16 protein-coding genes are annotated in these 18,140 nt (G+C 47.4%); all 16 read left to right on the plus strand.

Annotation, left to right across the window (positions count from 1 at the left end):
• Positions 1–1,278 (plus strand): amidohydrolase family protein, encoded by a 1,278-nt coding sequence (locus tag strainIA91_RS10590; RefSeq protein ID WP_400166747.1) that lies wholly within the window; start codon positions 1–3, stop codon positions 1,276–1,278.
• On the plus strand, positions 1,271–4,543 hold the full coding sequence (locus strainIA91_RS10595; RefSeq protein WP_400166748.1) for an FAD-dependent oxidoreductase: 3,273 nt from the start codon (positions 1,271–1,273) through the stop codon (positions 4,541–4,543). The genes strainIA91_RS10590 and strainIA91_RS10595 overlap by 8 nt, the downstream gene beginning before the upstream one ends.
• Entirely contained in the window at positions 4,530–5,711 is a 1,182-nt protein-coding gene (locus tag strainIA91_RS10600) for a YgeY family selenium metabolism-linked hydrolase (protein WP_400166749.1), read from the plus strand. The genes strainIA91_RS10595 and strainIA91_RS10600 overlap by 14 nt, the downstream gene beginning before the upstream one ends.
• Before the next feature lie 42 nt (positions 5,712–5,753).
• On the plus strand, positions 5,754–6,203 hold the full coding sequence (locus strainIA91_RS10605) for a GxxExxY protein (RefSeq protein ID WP_400166750.1): 450 nt from the start codon (positions 5,754–5,756) through the stop codon (positions 6,201–6,203).
• Between the two features lie 202 nt (positions 6,204–6,405).
• A complete protein-coding gene (locus strainIA91_RS10610) occupies positions 6,406–7,428 on the plus strand; it encodes an ornithine carbamoyltransferase (RefSeq protein WP_400166751.1) in 1,023 nt (340 codons plus the stop codon).
• A 32-nt stretch (positions 7,429–7,460) separates the two neighbouring features.
• Positions 7,461–8,645 carry a threonine synthase gene (thrC, locus tag strainIA91_RS10615; protein WP_400166752.1) on the plus strand — a complete coding sequence of 395 codons (1,185 nt, stop codon included), beginning with the start codon at positions 7,461–7,463 and terminating at the stop codon, positions 8,643–8,645.
• Entirely contained in the window at positions 8,638–9,213 is a 576-nt protein-coding gene (locus strainIA91_RS10620; RefSeq protein ID WP_400166753.1) for an NTP transferase domain-containing protein, read from the plus strand. Before thrC ends, strainIA91_RS10620 begins: the two co-directional genes overlap by 8 nt.
• A 2-nt stretch (positions 9,214–9,215) precedes the next feature.
• Positions 9,216–11,309 carry a xanthine dehydrogenase family protein molybdopterin-binding subunit gene (locus strainIA91_RS10625; RefSeq protein WP_400168264.1) on the plus strand — a complete coding sequence of 698 codons (2,094 nt, stop codon included), beginning with the start codon at positions 9,216–9,218 and terminating at the stop codon, positions 11,307–11,309.
• A complete protein-coding gene (locus strainIA91_RS10630) occupies positions 11,299–11,763 on the plus strand; it encodes a (2Fe-2S)-binding protein (RefSeq protein ID WP_400166754.1) in 465 nt (154 codons plus the stop codon). The genes strainIA91_RS10625 and strainIA91_RS10630 overlap by 11 nt, the downstream gene beginning before the upstream one ends.
• Positions 11,760–12,626, plus strand: coding sequence for an FAD binding domain-containing protein (locus tag strainIA91_RS10635; protein WP_400166755.1), 867 nt, complete (start codon positions 11,760–11,762; stop codon positions 12,624–12,626). Before strainIA91_RS10630 ends, strainIA91_RS10635 begins: the two co-directional genes overlap by 4 nt.
• Positions 12,623–13,243: a hypothetical protein gene (locus strainIA91_RS10640; protein WP_400166756.1), complete on the plus strand. Its 621-nt coding sequence runs from the start codon at positions 12,623–12,625 to the stop codon at positions 13,241–13,243. Before strainIA91_RS10635 ends, strainIA91_RS10640 begins: the two co-directional genes overlap by 4 nt.
• A 1-nt stretch (position 13,244) precedes the next feature.
• Positions 13,245–13,964, plus strand: coding sequence for a Rossmann-like domain-containing protein (locus strainIA91_RS10645; protein ID WP_400166757.1), 720 nt, complete (start codon positions 13,245–13,247; stop codon positions 13,962–13,964).
• A gap of 116 nt (positions 13,965–14,080) precedes the next feature.
• On the plus strand, positions 14,081–14,890 hold the full coding sequence (locus strainIA91_RS10650; protein ID WP_400166758.1) for an XdhC family protein: 810 nt from the start codon (positions 14,081–14,083) through the stop codon (positions 14,888–14,890).
• Complete coding sequence (locus tag strainIA91_RS10655) at positions 14,887–15,363, plus strand: nucleoside-triphosphatase (protein ID WP_400166759.1); 477 nt, start codon at positions 14,887–14,889, stop codon at positions 15,361–15,363. The genes strainIA91_RS10650 and strainIA91_RS10655 overlap by 4 nt, the downstream gene beginning before the upstream one ends.
• Positions 15,364–16,218: 855 nt before the next feature.
• Entirely contained in the window at positions 16,219–16,644 is a 426-nt protein-coding gene (locus strainIA91_RS10660) for a hypothetical protein (RefSeq protein ID WP_400166760.1), read from the plus strand.
• A 133-nt stretch (positions 16,645–16,777) separates the two neighbouring features.
• On the plus strand, positions 16,778–18,040 hold the full coding sequence (locus tag strainIA91_RS10665) for a hypothetical protein (protein WP_400166761.1): 1,263 nt from the start codon (positions 16,778–16,780) through the stop codon (positions 18,038–18,040).
• Positions 18,041–18,140: the final 100 nt, after the last annotated feature.

Raw genomic sequence — 18,140 nt, forward strand, 5'->3', positions numbered from 1 at the left:
ATGGCATATATACTCGGTAATGCTGTGATTACAGACGGATTCTCCACCCTTATAGAAAACGGGGCACTGGAAATTTCAGAGGGAAAAATCATCCGCATGGGCAAAACAGAGGAACTGAAAAAAGAAGACGTCCGGTTTTACGATCTGAAAGGCCGGCTTATCCTGCCCGGACTATTAAATCCCCATCATCACCTCTACTCCGCCCTGGCAACGGGACTGGCGCCTGTCGGCCCAACTGAGAATTTTCAGCAGATCCTGGAAAATCTCTGGTGGCATCTGGATCAGTCCCTGGATAAGAAAACCAGCCATTATTCCGCCCTTCACGGACTTCTCCAGTCCATTAAATTCGGCGTCACCACCGTCTTCGACCACCATGCTTCCATGAATGCCGTGAGAAAAAGTCTGGATTTTTTGGAATTCGCTTTTCTTGAAGCAAATCTGAAAGGACTTCTCTGCTATGAAATATCCAACCGGATGGGTAAAGAAGCGGTCAAGGAGCACCTGGAGGAGAATATCCGGTTTTATGAGGATCATAAAGGGAACCCCCAAATTCAGGGACTTTTAGGACTCCATGCCAATTTCACCCTGAGTGATGAAAGCATGACATACATCGCGGACAACAAACCCCCGGATATGCCCATTCATATCCATTGCGGCGAAGATAGATCCGATTTTGATTTCTGTGTTAAGCAGGGGACAGCCGGACCGGTAGACCGTTTGCAAAAGTATGGACTTCTGGACCGTAACTCCCTTCTGGCCCACTGTATTCACCTGTCCAAAAAAGATTATGAGTGGATCGAAAAAATCAATCCCATCGTCATATCCAATCCCGAATCCAATGCCAATAACAATGTAGGCATGATGAATACAGACCGGATCAGCAACTATATTCTGGGGACGGACGGGATGACAGGAAACGTCCTTGGCACCCTGCGTTCCCATTTTCTGCTCCGGAACGGGAAAATTGACGAACCTCTGAAAATCCTCTTTCAACGTCCGGCTGACGTGATTCAACGGTTCTTCCCCCATGCCGGAACCCTGAAAGAAGGATTTGACGCAGATGTGGCCGTGACGAATTACATTCCCGTCACACCCATATCCCTTGAGAATTTATTCTATCATTTGATCTTTGGTGTTCAGGGACAGGAAATGCACATGACCATCGCAAATGGCACCATCCTCTGGGAGAAAGGGGAATTCAAAACATTCGATGAAGGAAAAATCCGTCATGATGTAAAAGAAGCCGTCCAGAAACTACACAAGGTGTATCATGAGTGACCGTTTCGGTATTATCCCTTTCCGGATCCTGATGTCTTATCTACTCCGTTCCCTTGAACTGGGAAGGGCTTTCGGGATTTATGACCATCTCTTTTTTACACCGTCAGACAAAGATCCTTTTAAAACAGAAATTTTCGGTCAGCCCCTGGATACCCCCGTGGGTCCCGCTGCAGGCCCACATACCCAGATGGCCCAGAATATCGTATCCGCCTGGCTTTGCGGCGCCCGGTACATCGAACTGAAAACGGTCCAGACGCTGGATGAAATTACCGTCTCCAAACCCTGTATCGAACTTCAGGATGAAGGCTACAACTGCGAATGGTCCCAGGAATTGAAAATCGAGGAATCCTTCACCGAATATCTGAAAGCCTGGATATTGATTCATCTCCTCCACCACAAATTCCGGCACCCGGGTCCTGTTGGAACGGTCTTCAACATGAGTGTAGGCTACGATATGGCCGGCATCCTCAAAGAGAATGTCCAGTGGTTTTTCCATAAAATGGCAGACTGCCGGACGGAAAAAGAAGCGCTTCTGGATGAAATCCGGGATCTGTACCCGGCGGTGGATGAACTGAATATCCCCAACTGCATATCAAACAACATCACCCTGTCCACCATGCACGGGTGTCCACCGGATGAAATCGAAAAAATCGGCACATATTTGCTGGAAGAGAAAAAACTCCACACCTATATCAAACTCAATCCCACTCTTTTAGGCGCCGAAAAAATCAAAGATATATTGAATAAGCTTGGATATGAAACGAGAGTCCCCGATGTGGCCTTTGAACACGATATCACCTGGGATGCAGCGAAACAGGTTATCCGGTCCCTCCAAAACAAGGCGAAAAAGCACGGACTCCATTTCGGAGTCAAACTCACCAACACACTGGAAGCCCTGAATCATAAGGATGTTTTCAGTGAGGATGCCATGTACATGAGTGGCAAGGCCTTGCATCCCATCAGTATAAATGTAGCTGATATGGTACGCCAGGAATTCCCCCGGCTGCCTGTCTCCTTTTGTGCCGGCGTAACTGTCCACAACATTCAGGATGTGCTGTCCTGTGGTTTTTCACCGGTCACCGTTTGTTCAGATCTTTTAAAGCCGGGCGGATATGGCCGGTTATCCCAGTACGTGGAAAAGATGGGCACCCTGCCCGATTCTTTTTCTTCAGAAGCCCGGCAATATCTCAGGACTTATGCACAAAAAGTGGCAGACAATCCCCTGTATCAGGCAACCTACCCCAACATCAAAACAGATCGGGAACTGAAATCCTTTGATTGTATTGCCGCACCCTGCGTGGGAACCTGTCCTGCCAATCAAAATATCCCCGAGTATATGTACCGCACAGCCAATGACGACCTTCCCAATGCCTTCCGGACCATACTCGGCACCAATCCTTTCCCGTCTGTTACAGGCATGGTCTGCGATCACCTGTGCCAGACCAAATGCACCCGGATCAACTACGAAAAGGCTTTACTGATCCGTGATATCAAGCGCTATGTTGCTGAAAATGCCCCGGTGGAAGAACTGACGCCTTCGACTCAAAAAAACGGAAAACACGTTTCTATCATCGGAGCGGGCCCGTCGGGACTGGCCTGTGCGTATTTTCTCATCCTTTCCGGATTCGATGTGGATGTATATGAAACCAAAGCATTTCCCGGGGGCATGGCCGCCGATGCCATCCCCAAATTCCGTCTTTCTGAAAAAGCACTGCAGGAGGATATCCACCGCATCGAAAAACTGGGGGTAAGAATCCACACATCCCAAAATATTGATCAGGACCGTTTCGAAGCCATCCGGCAAAAAAGTGATTTTGTATACATTGCCGTTGGGGCTCAGAAATCCCTGAAGGTTTCCATTCCCGTAGACGATCTACAAAAGGTCCCAGCAACTATGAATAATTATAAAAAAACCTCTGCGCCCTCCGCGGTTAACCCAAAAGGGTTCCTTGATCCTCTGGAATTTTTATCTGCCGTACGGCAGGGGAAAGAAAAATTTTCCGGGAAACAGGTCCTGGTATTAGGTGGTGGTAACACCGCCATGGATGCGGCACGAACAGCCAGACGGCTGGCGGGAAAAGATGGGGGTGTTACTATCATCTACCGGCGGACCCGGCGGGAAATGCCGGCAGATCAGGATGAAATCTCGGCTGCCCTGAAAGAGGGTATCAAGCTGATGGAACTGGCGGCGCCGGAAAAAATCCTGTCTGAAAAGGGACACGTCACCGGACTGGTTTGCAGCCGTATGAAACTGGGGGAAAAAGATGCTTCCGGGCGACCCCGTCCGGTTAAAATCGAGGGAAGTGAATTCACACTGAAAGCAGATACGCTGATTCCCGCCTTTGGCCAGGAACGGGATATACCTTTTATGTCTGCAAATGACCTTGAAATCCGGGATTCTGAGACCCGGGAAACACAAATAGATAACATTTTTATTGGCGGAGACGCTTTCAGGGGGGCTGCAACGATCATCAAAGCCATCGGAGACGGACGACAGACGGCCCGGGTGATTCTTGAACGGTGCGGACAGGCACTTGAAACAGCCCGGCTTACCATCCCCCGGGAAAGCCGTTCACACCGGGAGCACCACAAAGCCCGGGCACGAATTGTTCCAGGTGTACATCCTGAAGAAATCCCCCTGGAAAAACGGGACGGGCAAAACCTTGTGGAACTCACACTGACACACGAGAATGCCGTAACAGAAGCGTCCCGCTGCCTGCTGTGCGATGAGGTCTGCGATATCTGTGTTACGGTGTGTCCCAACCGGGCAAACATCTCCTACACAGTAGAACCTTTTGAAATTCCCCTGAAAAAAATCCAGTGGAAAAACAAGCAGATTGAAACGAAAAAGGATGGTATATACCGGATCCGCCAGCCTTACCAGGTCTTGAATATCGAGGATTTCTGCAACGAGTGCGGAAACTGTACGACATTTTGTCCCACCGCCGGGGCACCGTATAAAGACAAGCCCAAAGTAGCCCTGACGGAAGAGAGTTTCCGGAATATGACAGAGGGGTTTTTCCTGGAGAACCGGGTACTCCGCTATAAGAAAGAGGATGAAATCCTCTCCCTGACAGAAACAAAAGACGCCTGGATATACGAAGGCAAAGATTTTTCCGCAATCCTGGATCAAAAGTCCTTTGAAATCCGTAGCATAGATATCTCATCACGGGAACAGAAAGAGATCCGTCTGCATGACGCCGTCACTATGAGTCTGATACGAAAAACACTGATACACGAAAGGATAGGATATGAGAACCGCTGAATATATCCGGCAAAAAGCCCGTGAATACCGGAATGACACTGCCCAATACCTGTCAGAGATGGTAAAGATTCCTTCTGTCAGCTGTGAAGAGAAAGAGGTGGTGCTTAAAATCAAGGAGCTCCTCGAATCTGCCGGTGTCCACAATGTGCGGATTGATGCCCTGGGAAACTGCATTGCCCGGGTGGGAAACGGACCGAAAGTTTTGGCAATTGATGCCCATATTGACACAGTGGATACGGGAGATGAATCCCAATGGGAGTTATCCCCTTTTTCCGGGATTATCAAAGACGGGTATGTCCACGGCCGGGGAACGGTGGATCAGGAAGGGGGTGCCGCGGCCATGATCACCGCCGCCCGGATACTGACGGAAATGAAATATGACGGTGACTATACCATCTATTTCACCTTTACCGTCATGGAGGAAGACTGCGACGGCATGTGCTGGGAATACCTGATCACCGAGGAAAAACTGGTCCCCGATTTTGCCGTTATTACCGAGCCGACGAATCTGGGAATTTACCGGGGACACCGGGGACGGATGGAAATGGAGCTTTATTTTAAGGGGCTCTCAGCCCACGGCTCAGCGCCGGAACGGGGAAAAAATGTGATCTATTCCGCTTCAAAGGTGGCCCTGGGAATCGAAAAACTGAATGAAAATCTCCGTTCAGATCCTTTTCTGGGCAAAGGAACCATCGCCGCCACCCTTTTCCGGAGCCAATCTCCCTCTTTGTGTGCCATTCCCGATCTTGCCCGTATGCACATTGACCGGCGCCTGACCTGGGGAGAGGACAAAGAAAGTGCTTTGGCGGAATTGAAAAAAATCTGCGGCAAAGATGTGACAATAGAAGTCCCGGAATATCACCGCCCAAGTTATCAGGGCACTGTTTATACCGTTGAAAAGTATTTCCCCACCTGGAAAATTCCGGAAGACCATCCACTGGTACAGTCCGGGGCAAAAACTTACGAAGCGCTTTTCAACGAAAAGCCACGGATTGACAAATGGACCTTTTCAACCAATGGGGTGTCCATCTGCGGACGTCACGGGATCCCCTGCATTGGTTTCGGACCGGGGAATGAGATTCACGCCCACGCTCCCAATGAAAAAACACCGGTTGAGCATCTGGAGAAAGCTGCGGCGTTTTACACACTGATACCATACTTGCTATAAACCGCAGAGAGCACGGAGGACGCAGAGGAGATGAGATGATTTATGGATGATGATATTAATAAGTTGACTGAAAAAATAATAGGACTGGCAATCAAAGTTCATAAGAATCTTGGTCCTGGTTTTCTGGAATCTGTCTATCAGGCAGCACTGGCATATGAACTTCAAAAGGCAGGAATCACGTTTGAAAAAGAAAAAAATTTACCAGTTCATTATGCAGATATTGTTATCGAAAAAGGCTTTCGTTGTGATTTTCTTATCGACAACCAGCTGGTTGTCGAATGTAAAGCCGTCAACAAAATGACAAATATTGATCAGGCTCAACTTCTGAATTATCTGAAAATTTCAAAATTACAGGTGGGACTACTGATAAATTTTAATGTACCTATTCTGAAAGATGGACTTAAGCGAATCGTGAATAATTATAAAGGAAAAACTCCGCGTTCTCAGCGCCCTCCGCGGTTAACTCAAAAGGACCCAGCGAGCCTTGAATAATTTTAAAGAAAAAACTCCGCGTCCTCAGCGCCCTCCGCGGTTAACTCAAAAGGACTCAGCGAGCCTTGAATAATTATAAAAAAAACTCCGCGTTCTCAGCGCCCTCCGCGGTTAACTCAAAAGGACTCAGCGAGCCTTGAATAATTATAAAAAAAACTCCGCGTTCTCAGCGCCCTCCGCGGTTAACTCAAAAGGAACTACAATGCCTCAAACACTCTTACACGGAAAACACCTGATCACATTCCAGGACTGGACAAACCCGGAAATCGAAATGGCCCTGAATGTGGCATCGGATTTAAAGCGACGCTTCGCCATGGGTGAAGCCCATCGCCTTTTGCAGGATAAAACCCTGTTTATGATGTTTTTTGAACAATCCACCCGGACCCGGAATTCCATGGAAGCGGGTATGACCCAATTGGGCGGACATGCCCACGATCTGACACCGGACAAGATGCAACTGTCCCACGGTGAATCGGCCAAAGATACGGCCATGGTTCTCTCACGGATGGGACACGGTATCGCCTGCCGGAACTGCTTTTACGGCATCGGGAATCCCTACCTGAATGAACTGGCAAAACATGCATCGATCCCGGTCATGTCCCTGCAGGATGACCTGTACCACCCCATGCAGGTCATTGCAGACCTGATGACCATCCGGGAATATTTCGGGACCAACACAAAGGGATTAAAGGTGACCCTCTCCTGGGCGTATGCCACATCCCACGCAAAACCGCTCTCCGTCCCCATATCCCAGTTCCTCATGTTCCCCCGCTTCGGCATGGATGTCACCATCGCCGCGCCCAAAGAATTTCCCTTCCCTGATTTTCTGGTAAAGCAGGCCGGTGAAAATGCACGAAAATTCGGCGGTTCACTCCGGTACACAGAAGATATGGATGAAGGATTTGAAGGAGCACACATTGTCATCCCCAAAAACTGGGGTGGGTTCGGAAACTGGAGCTTTGATGAATACAATGCCAATGAAGAAGCCTGTAAACAGGAGATGAAAGCGAATCTGGAAAAACACAGGGACTGGATCTGCGACGAACGGCGTATGAAGTTGGCGGCACCGGAGGTAAAATACATGCATGCCCTTCCGGCAGACAGGGGCAGGGAAGTCACGGATGCAGTGATTGACGGACCGGCATCCATCATCTACGACGAAGCGGAAAACCGGCTCCATACGGCCAAGGCCGTCATGGCCCTCACCATGGGCGGAAGACCTTAAACGCCAGCTTATGAAATAAAAAGATTAAACTGATGATACACTTTTTCTACAGATGCTCCGAATGCGGCAGGGAATACGAGATCCATCCGTCACGGATGGTCTGTCCGGAGTGCGTAAAGAACCAGTCTCCGGACGAACCCCTCCGGGGGATTTTGGAAGTGATGCTGGACGGACGGGTTTCCAACCCGGAAGACCCGTTCGCTTTTCTGCCTGTGGAAAAGAGATATTTTCCATCGGTACCTCTTGAATCCATGCCCTTATGGCAATCCGCACGGCTGACAGATAAAACGGGATTTACACATCTGTATCTGAAAGACGACACCCGTCAGCTTACCGGTTCTCTGAAAGACCGTGCATCCCTCATGGTGGCTGCTTTTGCCCGGCGGGAAGGCATCCGGGAAATCACCGTAGCTTCCACCGGCAATGCCGGTTCATCCATGGCAGGAATCGGCGCAGCAGCAGGACTCCAAATCACCCTTTTTCTGCCAAAATCCGCCCCGAAGGCCAAAATGATCCAGGCCCTTCAGTATGGAGCCAGAGTGATTCCTGTAGACGGTAATTACGACCGTGCCTTTGACCTTTCCCTGACGTACAGCCAAAAAGGCAAAACCTTAAGCCGGAACACGGCCTATAATCCCCTTACCATCGAAGGGAAAAAAACTGTTTCCCTGGAAATTTTCCGTCAATTGAAAGATATCCCTGATATGATCTTTGTCCCTGTGGGCGATGGTGTGATTTTAAGCGGCGTGTATAAAGGATTCCGGGATCTGAAACATCAGGGATTGACCAATCGGATTCCCCATGTGGTGGCTGTTCAGGCAGAGGGCAGTGATGCCATCGCACAAGCCCTGAAAAAGGGCAGCTTCACACCAATTACAGCCTCCACCCTGGCTGATTCCATCTCTGTGGATATCCCCCGGAACGGGTATTATGCCCTGAAACAACTGAAAGAAAACGACGGATCCTGCGTGACGGTGACCGATAAAGAAATCCTTCAGGCACAAAAGGAACTTGCTTCCACGTCCGGACTTTTTGCCGAACCCGCAGCTGCCGCCTCTTATGCAGGGTTTCTAAAAATAAAACAGTCCATCCCCAAAGATAAAAAAGTGGTGCTGCTCATCACCGGAAACGGTCTGAAAGATACCGGTTCTGCACAAAAAGGAATTCTATTTCCCAATCAGGCCATCTCATCCCTGGAGGCGTTGGATCATGATTGAGGGTGTGATACTTGCTGCAGGATTTTCACAACGGGCGGGGACATTCAAACCGGCCCTTCTTCTGAACGGGAAACCCCTGATCCGGCATTGCATTGACAGTATGCGTCCCGTCTGTGAACGGATTATCGTCGTGGGCGGTTATGACTTTGAAACCCTCCGGGATATATGTGTCGGTGACCCGGAGCTGGTCCTTGTTTTCAATGAAAAATTTGAATCCGGGATGTTTTCTTCGGTGCAGAGTGGTCTCCGGGCTGTGAAAGGAGAAAAATTTTTTCTGATTCCCGGCGATCAGCCGGTGGTAAAACCGGAGACATACCGGCAGATGCTAAAAGCACCAGGGACACTTATTGTTCCACGATATAAAGGTAAAAAAGGCCACCCCGTGCTCTTTTCATCCTCCCATATTCCGGGGATTTTATCCATGCCGGAAGACGGGATTCTCCGGGATTATATTCATAGCCAAAAGGTAACAATTCTTGATGTGGACGATCCGGGGATCGGAATGGATGTGGATAATCTCCATGATTTCGACAAAATTAAAGCATACACACGGGAGAAAACACCGTGAAAATGACCATCAGTAAATCGATAAAACGGACGGATGCCCGTGAAAAAATCCGGGGTGAGGCCCAATATATCGGTGATATGGCTTTTGACAATCCCCTTTATCTGAAAACCGTCCGCAGCACACGGCCTCACGCAAAAATTCTGGATATCCGCCTGCCTGATCTTCCTGAAAACTGTTTTATTATCGATAAATCCCACATCCCGGGAAAAAACCGCATGCGGACCGTGGTTTCGGATCATCCCATTCTGGCAGAAGATGAAGTGCTGTATATCGGTCAGCCCATCCTCCTGGTGGCAGGTCCCAGCCGGGAGCTTGTGTATCAGATTTCTGAAAAAATCCGGATAGACTATGAAGATCTTCCGGCGGTTTTTACCCTGGAGGAATCGGAAAAGCAGAACTGTGTTTTTACAGAATACTCATTCTCCAAGGGGGAGCCGGACACCGCTTTTGCACAGGCGGCGAGAATCATTGAGGACGAATACCGGACAGGTCTTCAGGAGCATGTATATCTGGAGCCCCAGGGGATGGCAGCAGAGGTGAAAGACGATACGGTCTTCGTCTACGGATCCATGCAATGTCCCTTTTATGCCGAAGGGGCCCTTACCGAAGCTCTGGGCAGGCCGGCAGACAAAATCCGGGTCATCCAAACCACAACCGGCGGAGCCTTTGGCGGTAAAGAGGAGTTCCCTTCCCTCACAGCCTGCCACACTGCCATTGCCGCACTGGCAACAAAACATCCCGTCATCCTCATCTACGACCGGGATGAAGATATCATCTGCTCTACCAAGCGGCATCCCGCCATCATCCGTTATAAAGCAGGACTCGATGACAATAACCGGGTGACTGTTCTGGATATGGATCTTTTATATGATGCCGGAGCCTATACCGGACTTTCCCCTGTGGTGTTACAACGGGGTATTTTCTCAGCCACCAATGTATATAATTTTCACCACCTGAAGGTCCGGGGACGGAATTTCCAGACCCATACCGTCCCATCCGGCGCTTTCCGGGGATTCGGGGCACCCCAGTCCGTCTTTGGTACAGAGATGTTGATGCACAACATTGCCATAACGCTGGGACTCGATCCCCTTGAGTTTAAAATGAAGCATATTTTGAAGCAGGGGGATCCTTCCTGCACCGGCGGAAAAATTCACGACAAAGTCATCCTCCCGGAATTGGTTGAAAGGGCTCTGGATTTATCGGATTACCGTCAAAAAATCCAAAAGAAGAAAAAATTCACCGGTGTGGGCATATCACTTTTTCTCCACGGCTGTGGTTTTACAGGAAACGGTGAGCAGACCATCAAAGGAAAAATCATCCTCCGGAAAAGCAAAGACCGGGTTGTATTAAAAGTTTCGAGTGTGGAAATGGGGCAGGGTGCCGATACCACACTCCGGAAAATAGTCGCCCATACACTGGATTTGCCCATAGAAAAGGTCACCTGTGAAATCCGGGATACAGGGCTTGTTCCCGATTCGGGTCCGACCGTGGCATCCCGGACCATCATGATCGTGGGAGGACTTTTAAAGACGGCGGCGGATGAGATGAAATCCCGGTGGAATGACACAGAGGACTTTGAGATCAGTAAAGTATATCATCATCCCGGTTTTCTTACATGGGATAACGACACGTTTCAGGGTAATGCCTATCCCACCTATTCCTGGGGAGTCAACGTGGCGGAAGTAGCGATCGATCCCGTGACGTATGATATTCACATTGAAAAAGTCACGGGAGTATATGACGTAGGCCGGGCTATTGATGAGCGGGCTTTGCGGGGACAGATGGAAGGAGGCATCGCCCAGGGAGCCGGATGGGCCACCCTTGAAGTCATGAAAAGCAAAGAAGGCAGATTGGTACAGCACAACCTGACGGATTATAAAGTCCCTACCTCCATGGATGTCCCGGAAATTATCTGTGATTTTATGGATAACCCCTATGAATTCGGTCCTTTTGGTGCCAAGTGTGCCGGAGAACTCCCCATGACCGGTGCCCCACCGGCAGTTGCTGCAGCCATATCCAACGCCCTGGGAATCCCCCTGAACGAAATCCCGGTGACCCCGGAAATGCTCATGGAGTTAGAAAAACATGAAGATTGAATTCATATTAAACGGTGAAACACAAACGATAGAGGTCCATCCGGCCCGGCGGTTGTTGGATATCCTCCGGGAGGATTTTCATCTTACGGCGGTGAAAGAGGGCTGCGGTGAGGGAGAATGCGGCGCCTGTGTGGTATTGATGGACGGAAAAGCGGTGAATTCCTGCCTGATACCTGCCGGTTATCTGGAAGGAAAATCCATCCTCACACCGGAAGGATTTAAAAAAACCCCCCGGGGGCAGATCCTTGAAGAAGCATTTATTGAAGCCGGAGCAGTTCAGTGCGGGTTTTGCACACCAGGTTTTATTATGGCGGTGGAATCCCTCCTGAAGGAAAATCCCAATCCCACGGACGCACAAATACGGGAAGGTCTTTCGGGTAATCTATGCCGGTGTACAGGCTATCAGATGATTTTCAAAGCTGTCCGCCTGGCCGTGGAAAAGGGAGAAGAATGATGGTAGACGCATACCGCCCCAAAACCCTTGCCGAAGCCCTGAAAATCCGGAATGAAACCGATTGCCTGCCCATTGCCGGCGGGACAGATCTCATGGTGCAGAAAGCACGGGGGACAGGCCTGGGACCCGGTTTTGAAAAGCCGCTGCTCTTTGTAGGACACCTGCCGGAACTACACCGCATTGAAAAAAAAGAGGGTTATATTCATATTGGTCCGGCTGTATTACTCTCCGAACTCCTTCACAATCCCCTCATTTCAGACACTTTTAAAAAGGCCGTGGCTTTGATGGCATCACCGCCTTCCAGAAATCTGGCAACCCTGGGAGGCAATATTTGCAATGCTTCACCAGCCGGTGACACCCTCCCCTTTCTATACGCCGCCGATGCGGAGCTCCTCCTGGAAAATCATGAATTTGAAAGACGGATAGCCATTGAGGATTTTATCACCGGTCCCAAACAAACAGACCTGAAACCCGATGAACTTTTAACGGATATTATCATTCCGGATATCAATTTTCCTGTCACCTATTACAAAAAAGTGGGACAGCGCCGGGGCATGAGTTTGACCAAGGCCTCTTTTCACGGACTGGCCGACGTGCTGGACGGGTATGTGGAAGATCTGCGTATGGCTTTCGGATCCGTTGCACCGACGGTTGTCCGCTCACGGGATATTGAAAACTCCCTCATCGGTGAATCCGTCAACAGCCTTAAAAACCGCTACCAGGAAATTCTTGAACTCTATGAACCCCTGATTCAACCCATTGACGATGCCCGGTCCAGTGCCATGTACCGGAAAAATGTCTGCTTCAATATTCTGAAGGATTTTCTCAACTACCTGGAAAAAAATCAAGGAGATATAATATGAGTGAGAACAAAAAAATTTTGAATCTGGCTATTTTTTACGGTGGCCTGTGGGGACTTGCAGAGGCTACACTGGGATATTTGCTCCACTTTTTGCCGACGGGTGTTGCAGGCATGATCATGTTTCCTGTCGCCTTTTATTTGATGTTTAACCTGTATAAGTCAACCGGTGTGCAATCTGCTGTTCTCATGGCAGGATGTATTGCCGCAGGCATTAAACTCACCGGACTGGCTATTCCCCTTCAAACACCGATGAGTGTCATCAATCCGGCTGTATCCATCCTTTTGGAATCCCTGGTTATATTTGTTTTCGTAAAAAGCACGGCAACACGGGAAAGCGTGTATATAAAAACCTTCGCCATGGCAACCATCCACATGGGACTCTTTGTCCTTGTCCAGACGCTCATATTCCGCCCGGCAGAGGGACTTTATCTCCTTTCCGCCTTACCTTTGGTGGGATATATTATACTGAGTGGGATAGTGGGTTCTGTAATCCTGGGCAGCTGGTTGCGTAATCCCCTGGGAAACCTTTCCGAATATACACAAGGGCTGTCCATACTTCATCCCGGACTCATGATCGTGGCAGCCATATTACTGGAAGCAGGAACCCGCCTGATCTGACATGACCGTCTATGAAAAACTTCTGGAAGATATTCCCCATATCCCGGTGGATGAAATCATCGTCGGTTTCTTTTCTGTTTTAGTGAAAACAGGAAAAACAGCCGGTATCGCCTCGACCATCAAGTACGGGAAAATACATGACCGGATTGGGGATGTAAGAGACCTGGAAAGAAAAAGTCTTCGGGAGCTGGCGGGGCTCGTCTGGTCAGATAACATGCTTGCCGCTTCTCTGGGGATGGCGGCCATAAATTGTTACTGGGCAGGGAGAGACCCGGATTTTATAACTATCAATGCCAAAGATATGGTGCTGGATAAAGGCCGGGGAAAAACCGTAGGTGTAATCGGGCACTTTCCCTTCCTCAATAAACACCGTGAACAATACAAAGAACTCATGATCTTTGAAAAATCCCCGCAGGAAGGGGATTGGGGAGAAGGGGATATCCCTGAGCAACTCCCCCGGGCGGATGTAGTCGCCCTGACGGCAACCACCTTAACCAACCATACCTTTCACGAAGTGATCCGTCACATGTCCCCGGAGAGCTATAAAATCATCCTGGGCCCTACCACACCCCTTTCACCGGTCCTTTTTGATTATGGATTTCATGCCGTTTGCGGCACACTGATCCGGGATTATGATATTGTGAGAAAACAGGTACTGATGGCTACACCCACACGGTATTTGAAGGGAGTGGAATATGTGGGGATGATAAATGAAGAATGATGAATGATGAATGATGAATTGAATTGGGGAATGATGAATTTGGCTTGGAGAATAAATAAATGACTTATCCTGAATATCCTGACTATCCATGTTAAATAAAAATGAAAGTACGATCCATGAAAAATGAAAAGACGATTCACGATGAGATATACCGTCTGAGTTCGGGCAAAGGGTCTGGCATTGTGGTGACCGTTGTAAAGAAAACGGGGTCGGGACCGGCGGAAACAGGGACAAAGATGCTGGTGTATCCCGATGGTTCAACGTTGGGGACCGTCGGCGGTGGAGCCATAGAAAAGATGGCAGTCGAACGGGCACTTGCACTTTTTAACGATAAGAAAAACCACCTGGAAGAGTTTGTGATGCAGAATGCAGGTGAAGGAACGCAGACCGGGATGATGTGCGGTGGTACGGCAACCCTGTTTTTTGAATATTATGCTCCCCACCACCATGTCTATATTTTTGGTGCAGGTCATGTGGGTTCGGCTCTTGTTTATCATTTGAAAGCTCTGGATTATTTTATAACGGTGCTGGATGACCGGGAGGATATGTTAAACGCCCTTCAGGGAGCCGATGAAAAGATCCATGGTTCATTTGAAACTGTATTATCCGACAAGGCTGTGGAAAGGGACAGTTATTTTATTATCGCAACCTATGAACACCGGGCAGACAGTCTGGTATTGAACCGGATATTTAAAGAAGGGTGGAAGCCCCATTATGTAGGCATGGTGGCTTCCCGGCGGAAACAGAAAATCATGTTGAAGGAGTTGAAAAAAGCTGTTCCGGAAGCGGATACGGATGTCTGTTATATTCCCGTGGGACTGGATACAGGCGGGGGGTTACCACATGATATCGCCATCTCAATCGTCGCGGAAGTTCAAAAAATCCGCTATCAATCCAATGGCGGCCATCTGCGGGATCAGGGATGATTCATCTTGTCACCGGTGGAATTAATACGGGAAAAACCACAAAGATGGTGGAACTGTATAAGCAAAATCCTCACGGAGACGGCTTTGTTTGTCCAAAAGTTTATACAAAAGGCATCTTTTGCCGGTATGATATCCGACATCTCCAAAGTGGCCATTCCATGCCCTTTGCGTATCCTGTTGATGCTGTGCCAGAAAACTGGGATGAACAGATCCGATACGGAAAATACACATTTTCTGCTCAGGCCTTTTTCTTTGCCGAAACGATTGCCGACCAGAGCATCAAAGATCATATTTCTCCGCTTTTTCTGGATGAACTTGGTCCATTAGAACTGGATTTACACCAGGGCTTTTATTCCATTCTAAAAAAAATACTTTCTCAGGACATAGATCTTTATATCAGTATCCGGAAAAGCAGAATGAATGACCTTGCGAATTATTTTAATATGGGGAAAACACACATCATTTTTCTCTAAAAGAAACTCATTTTTTCTAACACATTAATTTTAATTATTTGTATTTTCTTTATAGTAATCTATAATCTTATGAATGATAGCGATACCTATAAATTATACAAATCGTAGTGACAGGGATACTCAGGATGGTCAGGATAATATGATCAAGGGTTAATTATGAGAGAGCGAAAGAAACTTCGAAAACATGATTATGATTATTCAAAACCTGGTTTTTATTTTATTACAATATGTGTCCATCAAAGATTACGATATAAAAACATTTTTGGAGAGATTAGAAATAAGAAGATGTACCTGAATAGCAACGGAGAAATATTATTACATTGCTGGAATGATCTACCAAACCATTATCATAACATAAAATTAAATGAATTTGTAATCATGCCCGATCATTTTCATGGAATAATTCAAATTATCAAGAAAAATGCGGCAGGGAACGGTTTGAAACCGTTCCCTGCCGTAACGTTTCATGGATTACCCGAAATAATACGAGGGTTAAAAACATTTTCATCCCGGCGAATTAATGAAAAAAATTCCAATTTACATTTCAGGTGGCAAAAATCATATTATGACAATATTATTTATAATTTAAACATGTTACATATCTTTCAAAATTATATTATTTATAATCCCGAAAACTGGAAACAAAAATAACAACTATTGTACAGGCGCTTTCAACCCTGATACAAACCTTATAAATTCACTCAAGAAATGGCCAGACAACAAGTTTAAACTTTTTTTATTTTTCATCAGGATATATTGGAATTCAAAAGTTTAATCCTTTATATTGATGTATGAAAAACGTCCCAACACACATAGCGATATCATTCATTTAAACAACAGTAAAGGAGCATTATTATGGAGACACATGCATCCGGAAAAAATGCCAGACCCGGCGTTATTCTCACCTTCCTGAGTTTGATCGGTCTCGTCTGGGTTTTTGAATGCGCTTCTGCAAATGCATGGACTGCATTTATGATCGTTGCAGAAATCATTCTTGTCCTCATTTTTATTGCCGGTTTTATCGCCAGCGCCGTGAAAACCGGATGCTGGAAATATGTCAATACATCCATAAAAGATCTGGAAGAAAATGAGTCCATCGTGATTAATAAAGCCTTAAAAGCCGGTTATGCGCTCTTTTCTCTCATTGCATTATGCCTGCTAATTATTTTTGCACTTATCGGCAAACCTGTCAGCATTGTGATGGCTGTTGCTATGATCCTGCTGGCATATCTCATCCCCATATCCATCATCGCATGGACTAATAACGGGAAACCATCTTAATATACGTTATTGAATCCTGCGGAACCATTTTTGAGCCTCCAAGATGGAGACCGTATTAAAACCTTCCTTTATTTAAAGAAACTTTATGGGTTTTGGTGGATATAATTCTCGAAAATGTCACAGGAGTCTGTTTATGAAAGAAAAAATTCTTAATACTCTACAAAATCCCGAAGGGCTGGAATCCCTTTACCGGAAAGATCCCGGGGTCTTTGCGGCTTCTTTCCTCCAACTCCAACCGGAAACCACCGGTCCCCTTTGGGCATTCTGGTGTGCCCGTTTTGAGGCAGACGGCATACATACGGCAGGCGAAAAAGAGAGACATAAACAGGAAAAATCAATCTCCCTGCCCATATTGATTCTCCTTATTCTGACAGCAGGGACACTTGTCAAACTTCCGGATTTAACCGGCATCAGCGAAACATATTTTTATCCCCGCTTTTTGGGATTTGCCCTCTTTCCCGTCCTTTCTGCCTATTTCATCATTCGGAATGGGTTCAAAAAAAATGGTTTGATTTTCATGGCATCCCTTCTCCTGATCAGTGGGATCTACGCCTCAATCATTCCGGCACCCGAACAATCTCATACCGCTTTGATCGCACTGATTCACCTTCCTTTTTTTCTTTGGTTTCTCACGGGATTTGTCTTCGTAAAAGGGGACATAAAAACGATAGAAAAACGAGGCACTTTTCTGGATTTTAATGGGGAATGGATAGTATACTCAGCCCTTCTTGCCTTTGCCGGTATGATCCTCACTGGAATTACCGCCGGACTCTTCTCCCTGGTGGATGAATCATTGTTTGAATCCCTAATGCCCTGGATTGCTCCCTATGGAGCAGCTCTCTGTCTGCTGGGCGGAGCACATCTGGTCTTTTTCCGTGAGAAAAGTACAACACCCATGGCTCCAGTTATTGCCCGGATTTTTACACCCCTTTTTCTCCTGACCCTCCTGGCCTATCTGGGCATTGTCCTCCTGAAAGGCATGAATCCTTTTATAGACCGGAATACCCTTATGGTTTTCAATGCCATGCTTCTTCTGATCCTGGCTATGGCAATCTTTAGTATCCGGGAAAATGAGGTGTTTGAAAACAGCAGGTATTTGGATGTCATCCTGACCGCCTTGCTCTCTTTGGGACTCCTTCTGGATTTGACAGCCCTGTCCGCCATTCTTTTCCGTCTGGGATCCTATGGACTGAGTCCAAACCGGATCGCCGTATTAGGATTAAACCTGCTTATAGCCGGTCATGCGGCAGGTCTCCTCTATGACATCATCGGAAAAATCCAGGGGAAAAAAGAATTTTATCATCTCCGGAACAGGACCAACCGATATCTCACGGTTTATGCAGGATGGACTGCTTTTATGGTATTTATATATCCCCTTTTATACGGATATAAATAAACATATTCCCGGATAGACAGCTTGTACATTCTTTTGGAATGATTCCCTATAATCCCTACATTTGAGATGCAAAGGATTGGAAATGTACACTCATCAAACA

The sequence above is a fragment of the Candidatus Neomarinimicrobiota bacterium genome, assembly GCA_041154365.1.
Lineage (GTDB): Bacteria > Fidelibacterota > Fidelibacteria > Fidelibacterales > Fidelibacteraceae > Fidelibacter > Fidelibacter multiformis.

What these genes read in the sequence shown, in the direction of transcription:
- strainIA91_RS10655 (WP_400166759.1), top strand. Translation starts at nt 14,887, where the DNA reads ATGATTCATCTTGTCACCGGTGGAATTAATACGGGAAAAACCACAAAG.
- strainIA91_RS10595 (WP_400166748.1), top strand. Translation starts at nt 1,271, where the DNA reads ATGAGTGACCGTTTCGGTATTATCCCTTTCCGGATCCTGATGTCTTAT.
- strainIA91_RS10620 (WP_400166753.1), top strand. Translation starts at nt 8,638, where the DNA reads ATGATTGAGGGTGTGATACTTGCTGCAGGATTTTCACAACGGGCGGGG.
- strainIA91_RS10645 (WP_400166757.1), top strand. Translation starts at nt 13,245, where the DNA reads ATGACCGTCTATGAAAAACTTCTGGAAGATATTCCCCATATCCCGGTG.
- strainIA91_RS10630 (WP_400166754.1), top strand. Translation starts at nt 11,299, where the DNA reads ATGAAGATTGAATTCATATTAAACGGTGAAACACAAACGATAGAGGTC.
- strainIA91_RS10650 (WP_400166758.1), top strand. Translation starts at nt 14,081, where the DNA reads ATGAAAAATGAAAAGACGATTCACGATGAGATATACCGTCTGAGTTCG.
- strainIA91_RS10590 (WP_400166747.1), top strand. Translation starts at nt 1, where the DNA reads ATGGCATATATACTCGGTAATGCTGTGATTACAGACGGATTCTCCACC.
- strainIA91_RS10610 (WP_400166751.1), top strand. Translation starts at nt 6,406, where the DNA reads ATGCCTCAAACACTCTTACACGGAAAACACCTGATCACATTCCAGGAC.
- strainIA91_RS10605 (WP_400166750.1), top strand. Translation starts at nt 5,754, where the DNA reads ATGGATGATGATATTAATAAGTTGACTGAAAAAATAATAGGACTGGCA.
- strainIA91_RS10635 (WP_400166755.1), top strand. Translation starts at nt 11,760, where the DNA reads ATGATGGTAGACGCATACCGCCCCAAAACCCTTGCCGAAGCCCTGAAA.
- strainIA91_RS10660 (WP_400166760.1), top strand. Translation starts at nt 16,219, where the DNA reads ATGGAGACACATGCATCCGGAAAAAATGCCAGACCCGGCGTTATTCTC.
- strainIA91_RS10640 (WP_400166756.1), top strand. Translation starts at nt 12,623, where the DNA reads ATGAGTGAGAACAAAAAAATTTTGAATCTGGCTATTTTTTACGGTGGC.
- thrC (WP_400166752.1), top strand. Translation starts at nt 7,461, where the DNA reads ATGATACACTTTTTCTACAGATGCTCCGAATGCGGCAGGGAATACGAG.
- strainIA91_RS10665 (WP_400166761.1), top strand. Translation starts at nt 16,778, where the DNA reads ATGAAAGAAAAAATTCTTAATACTCTACAAAATCCCGAAGGGCTGGAA.
- strainIA91_RS10625 (WP_400168264.1), top strand. Translation starts at nt 9,216, where the DNA reads ATGACCATCAGTAAATCGATAAAACGGACGGATGCCCGTGAAAAAATC.
- strainIA91_RS10600 (WP_400166749.1), top strand. Translation starts at nt 4,530, where the DNA reads ATGAGAACCGCTGAATATATCCGGCAAAAAGCCCGTGAATACCGGAAT.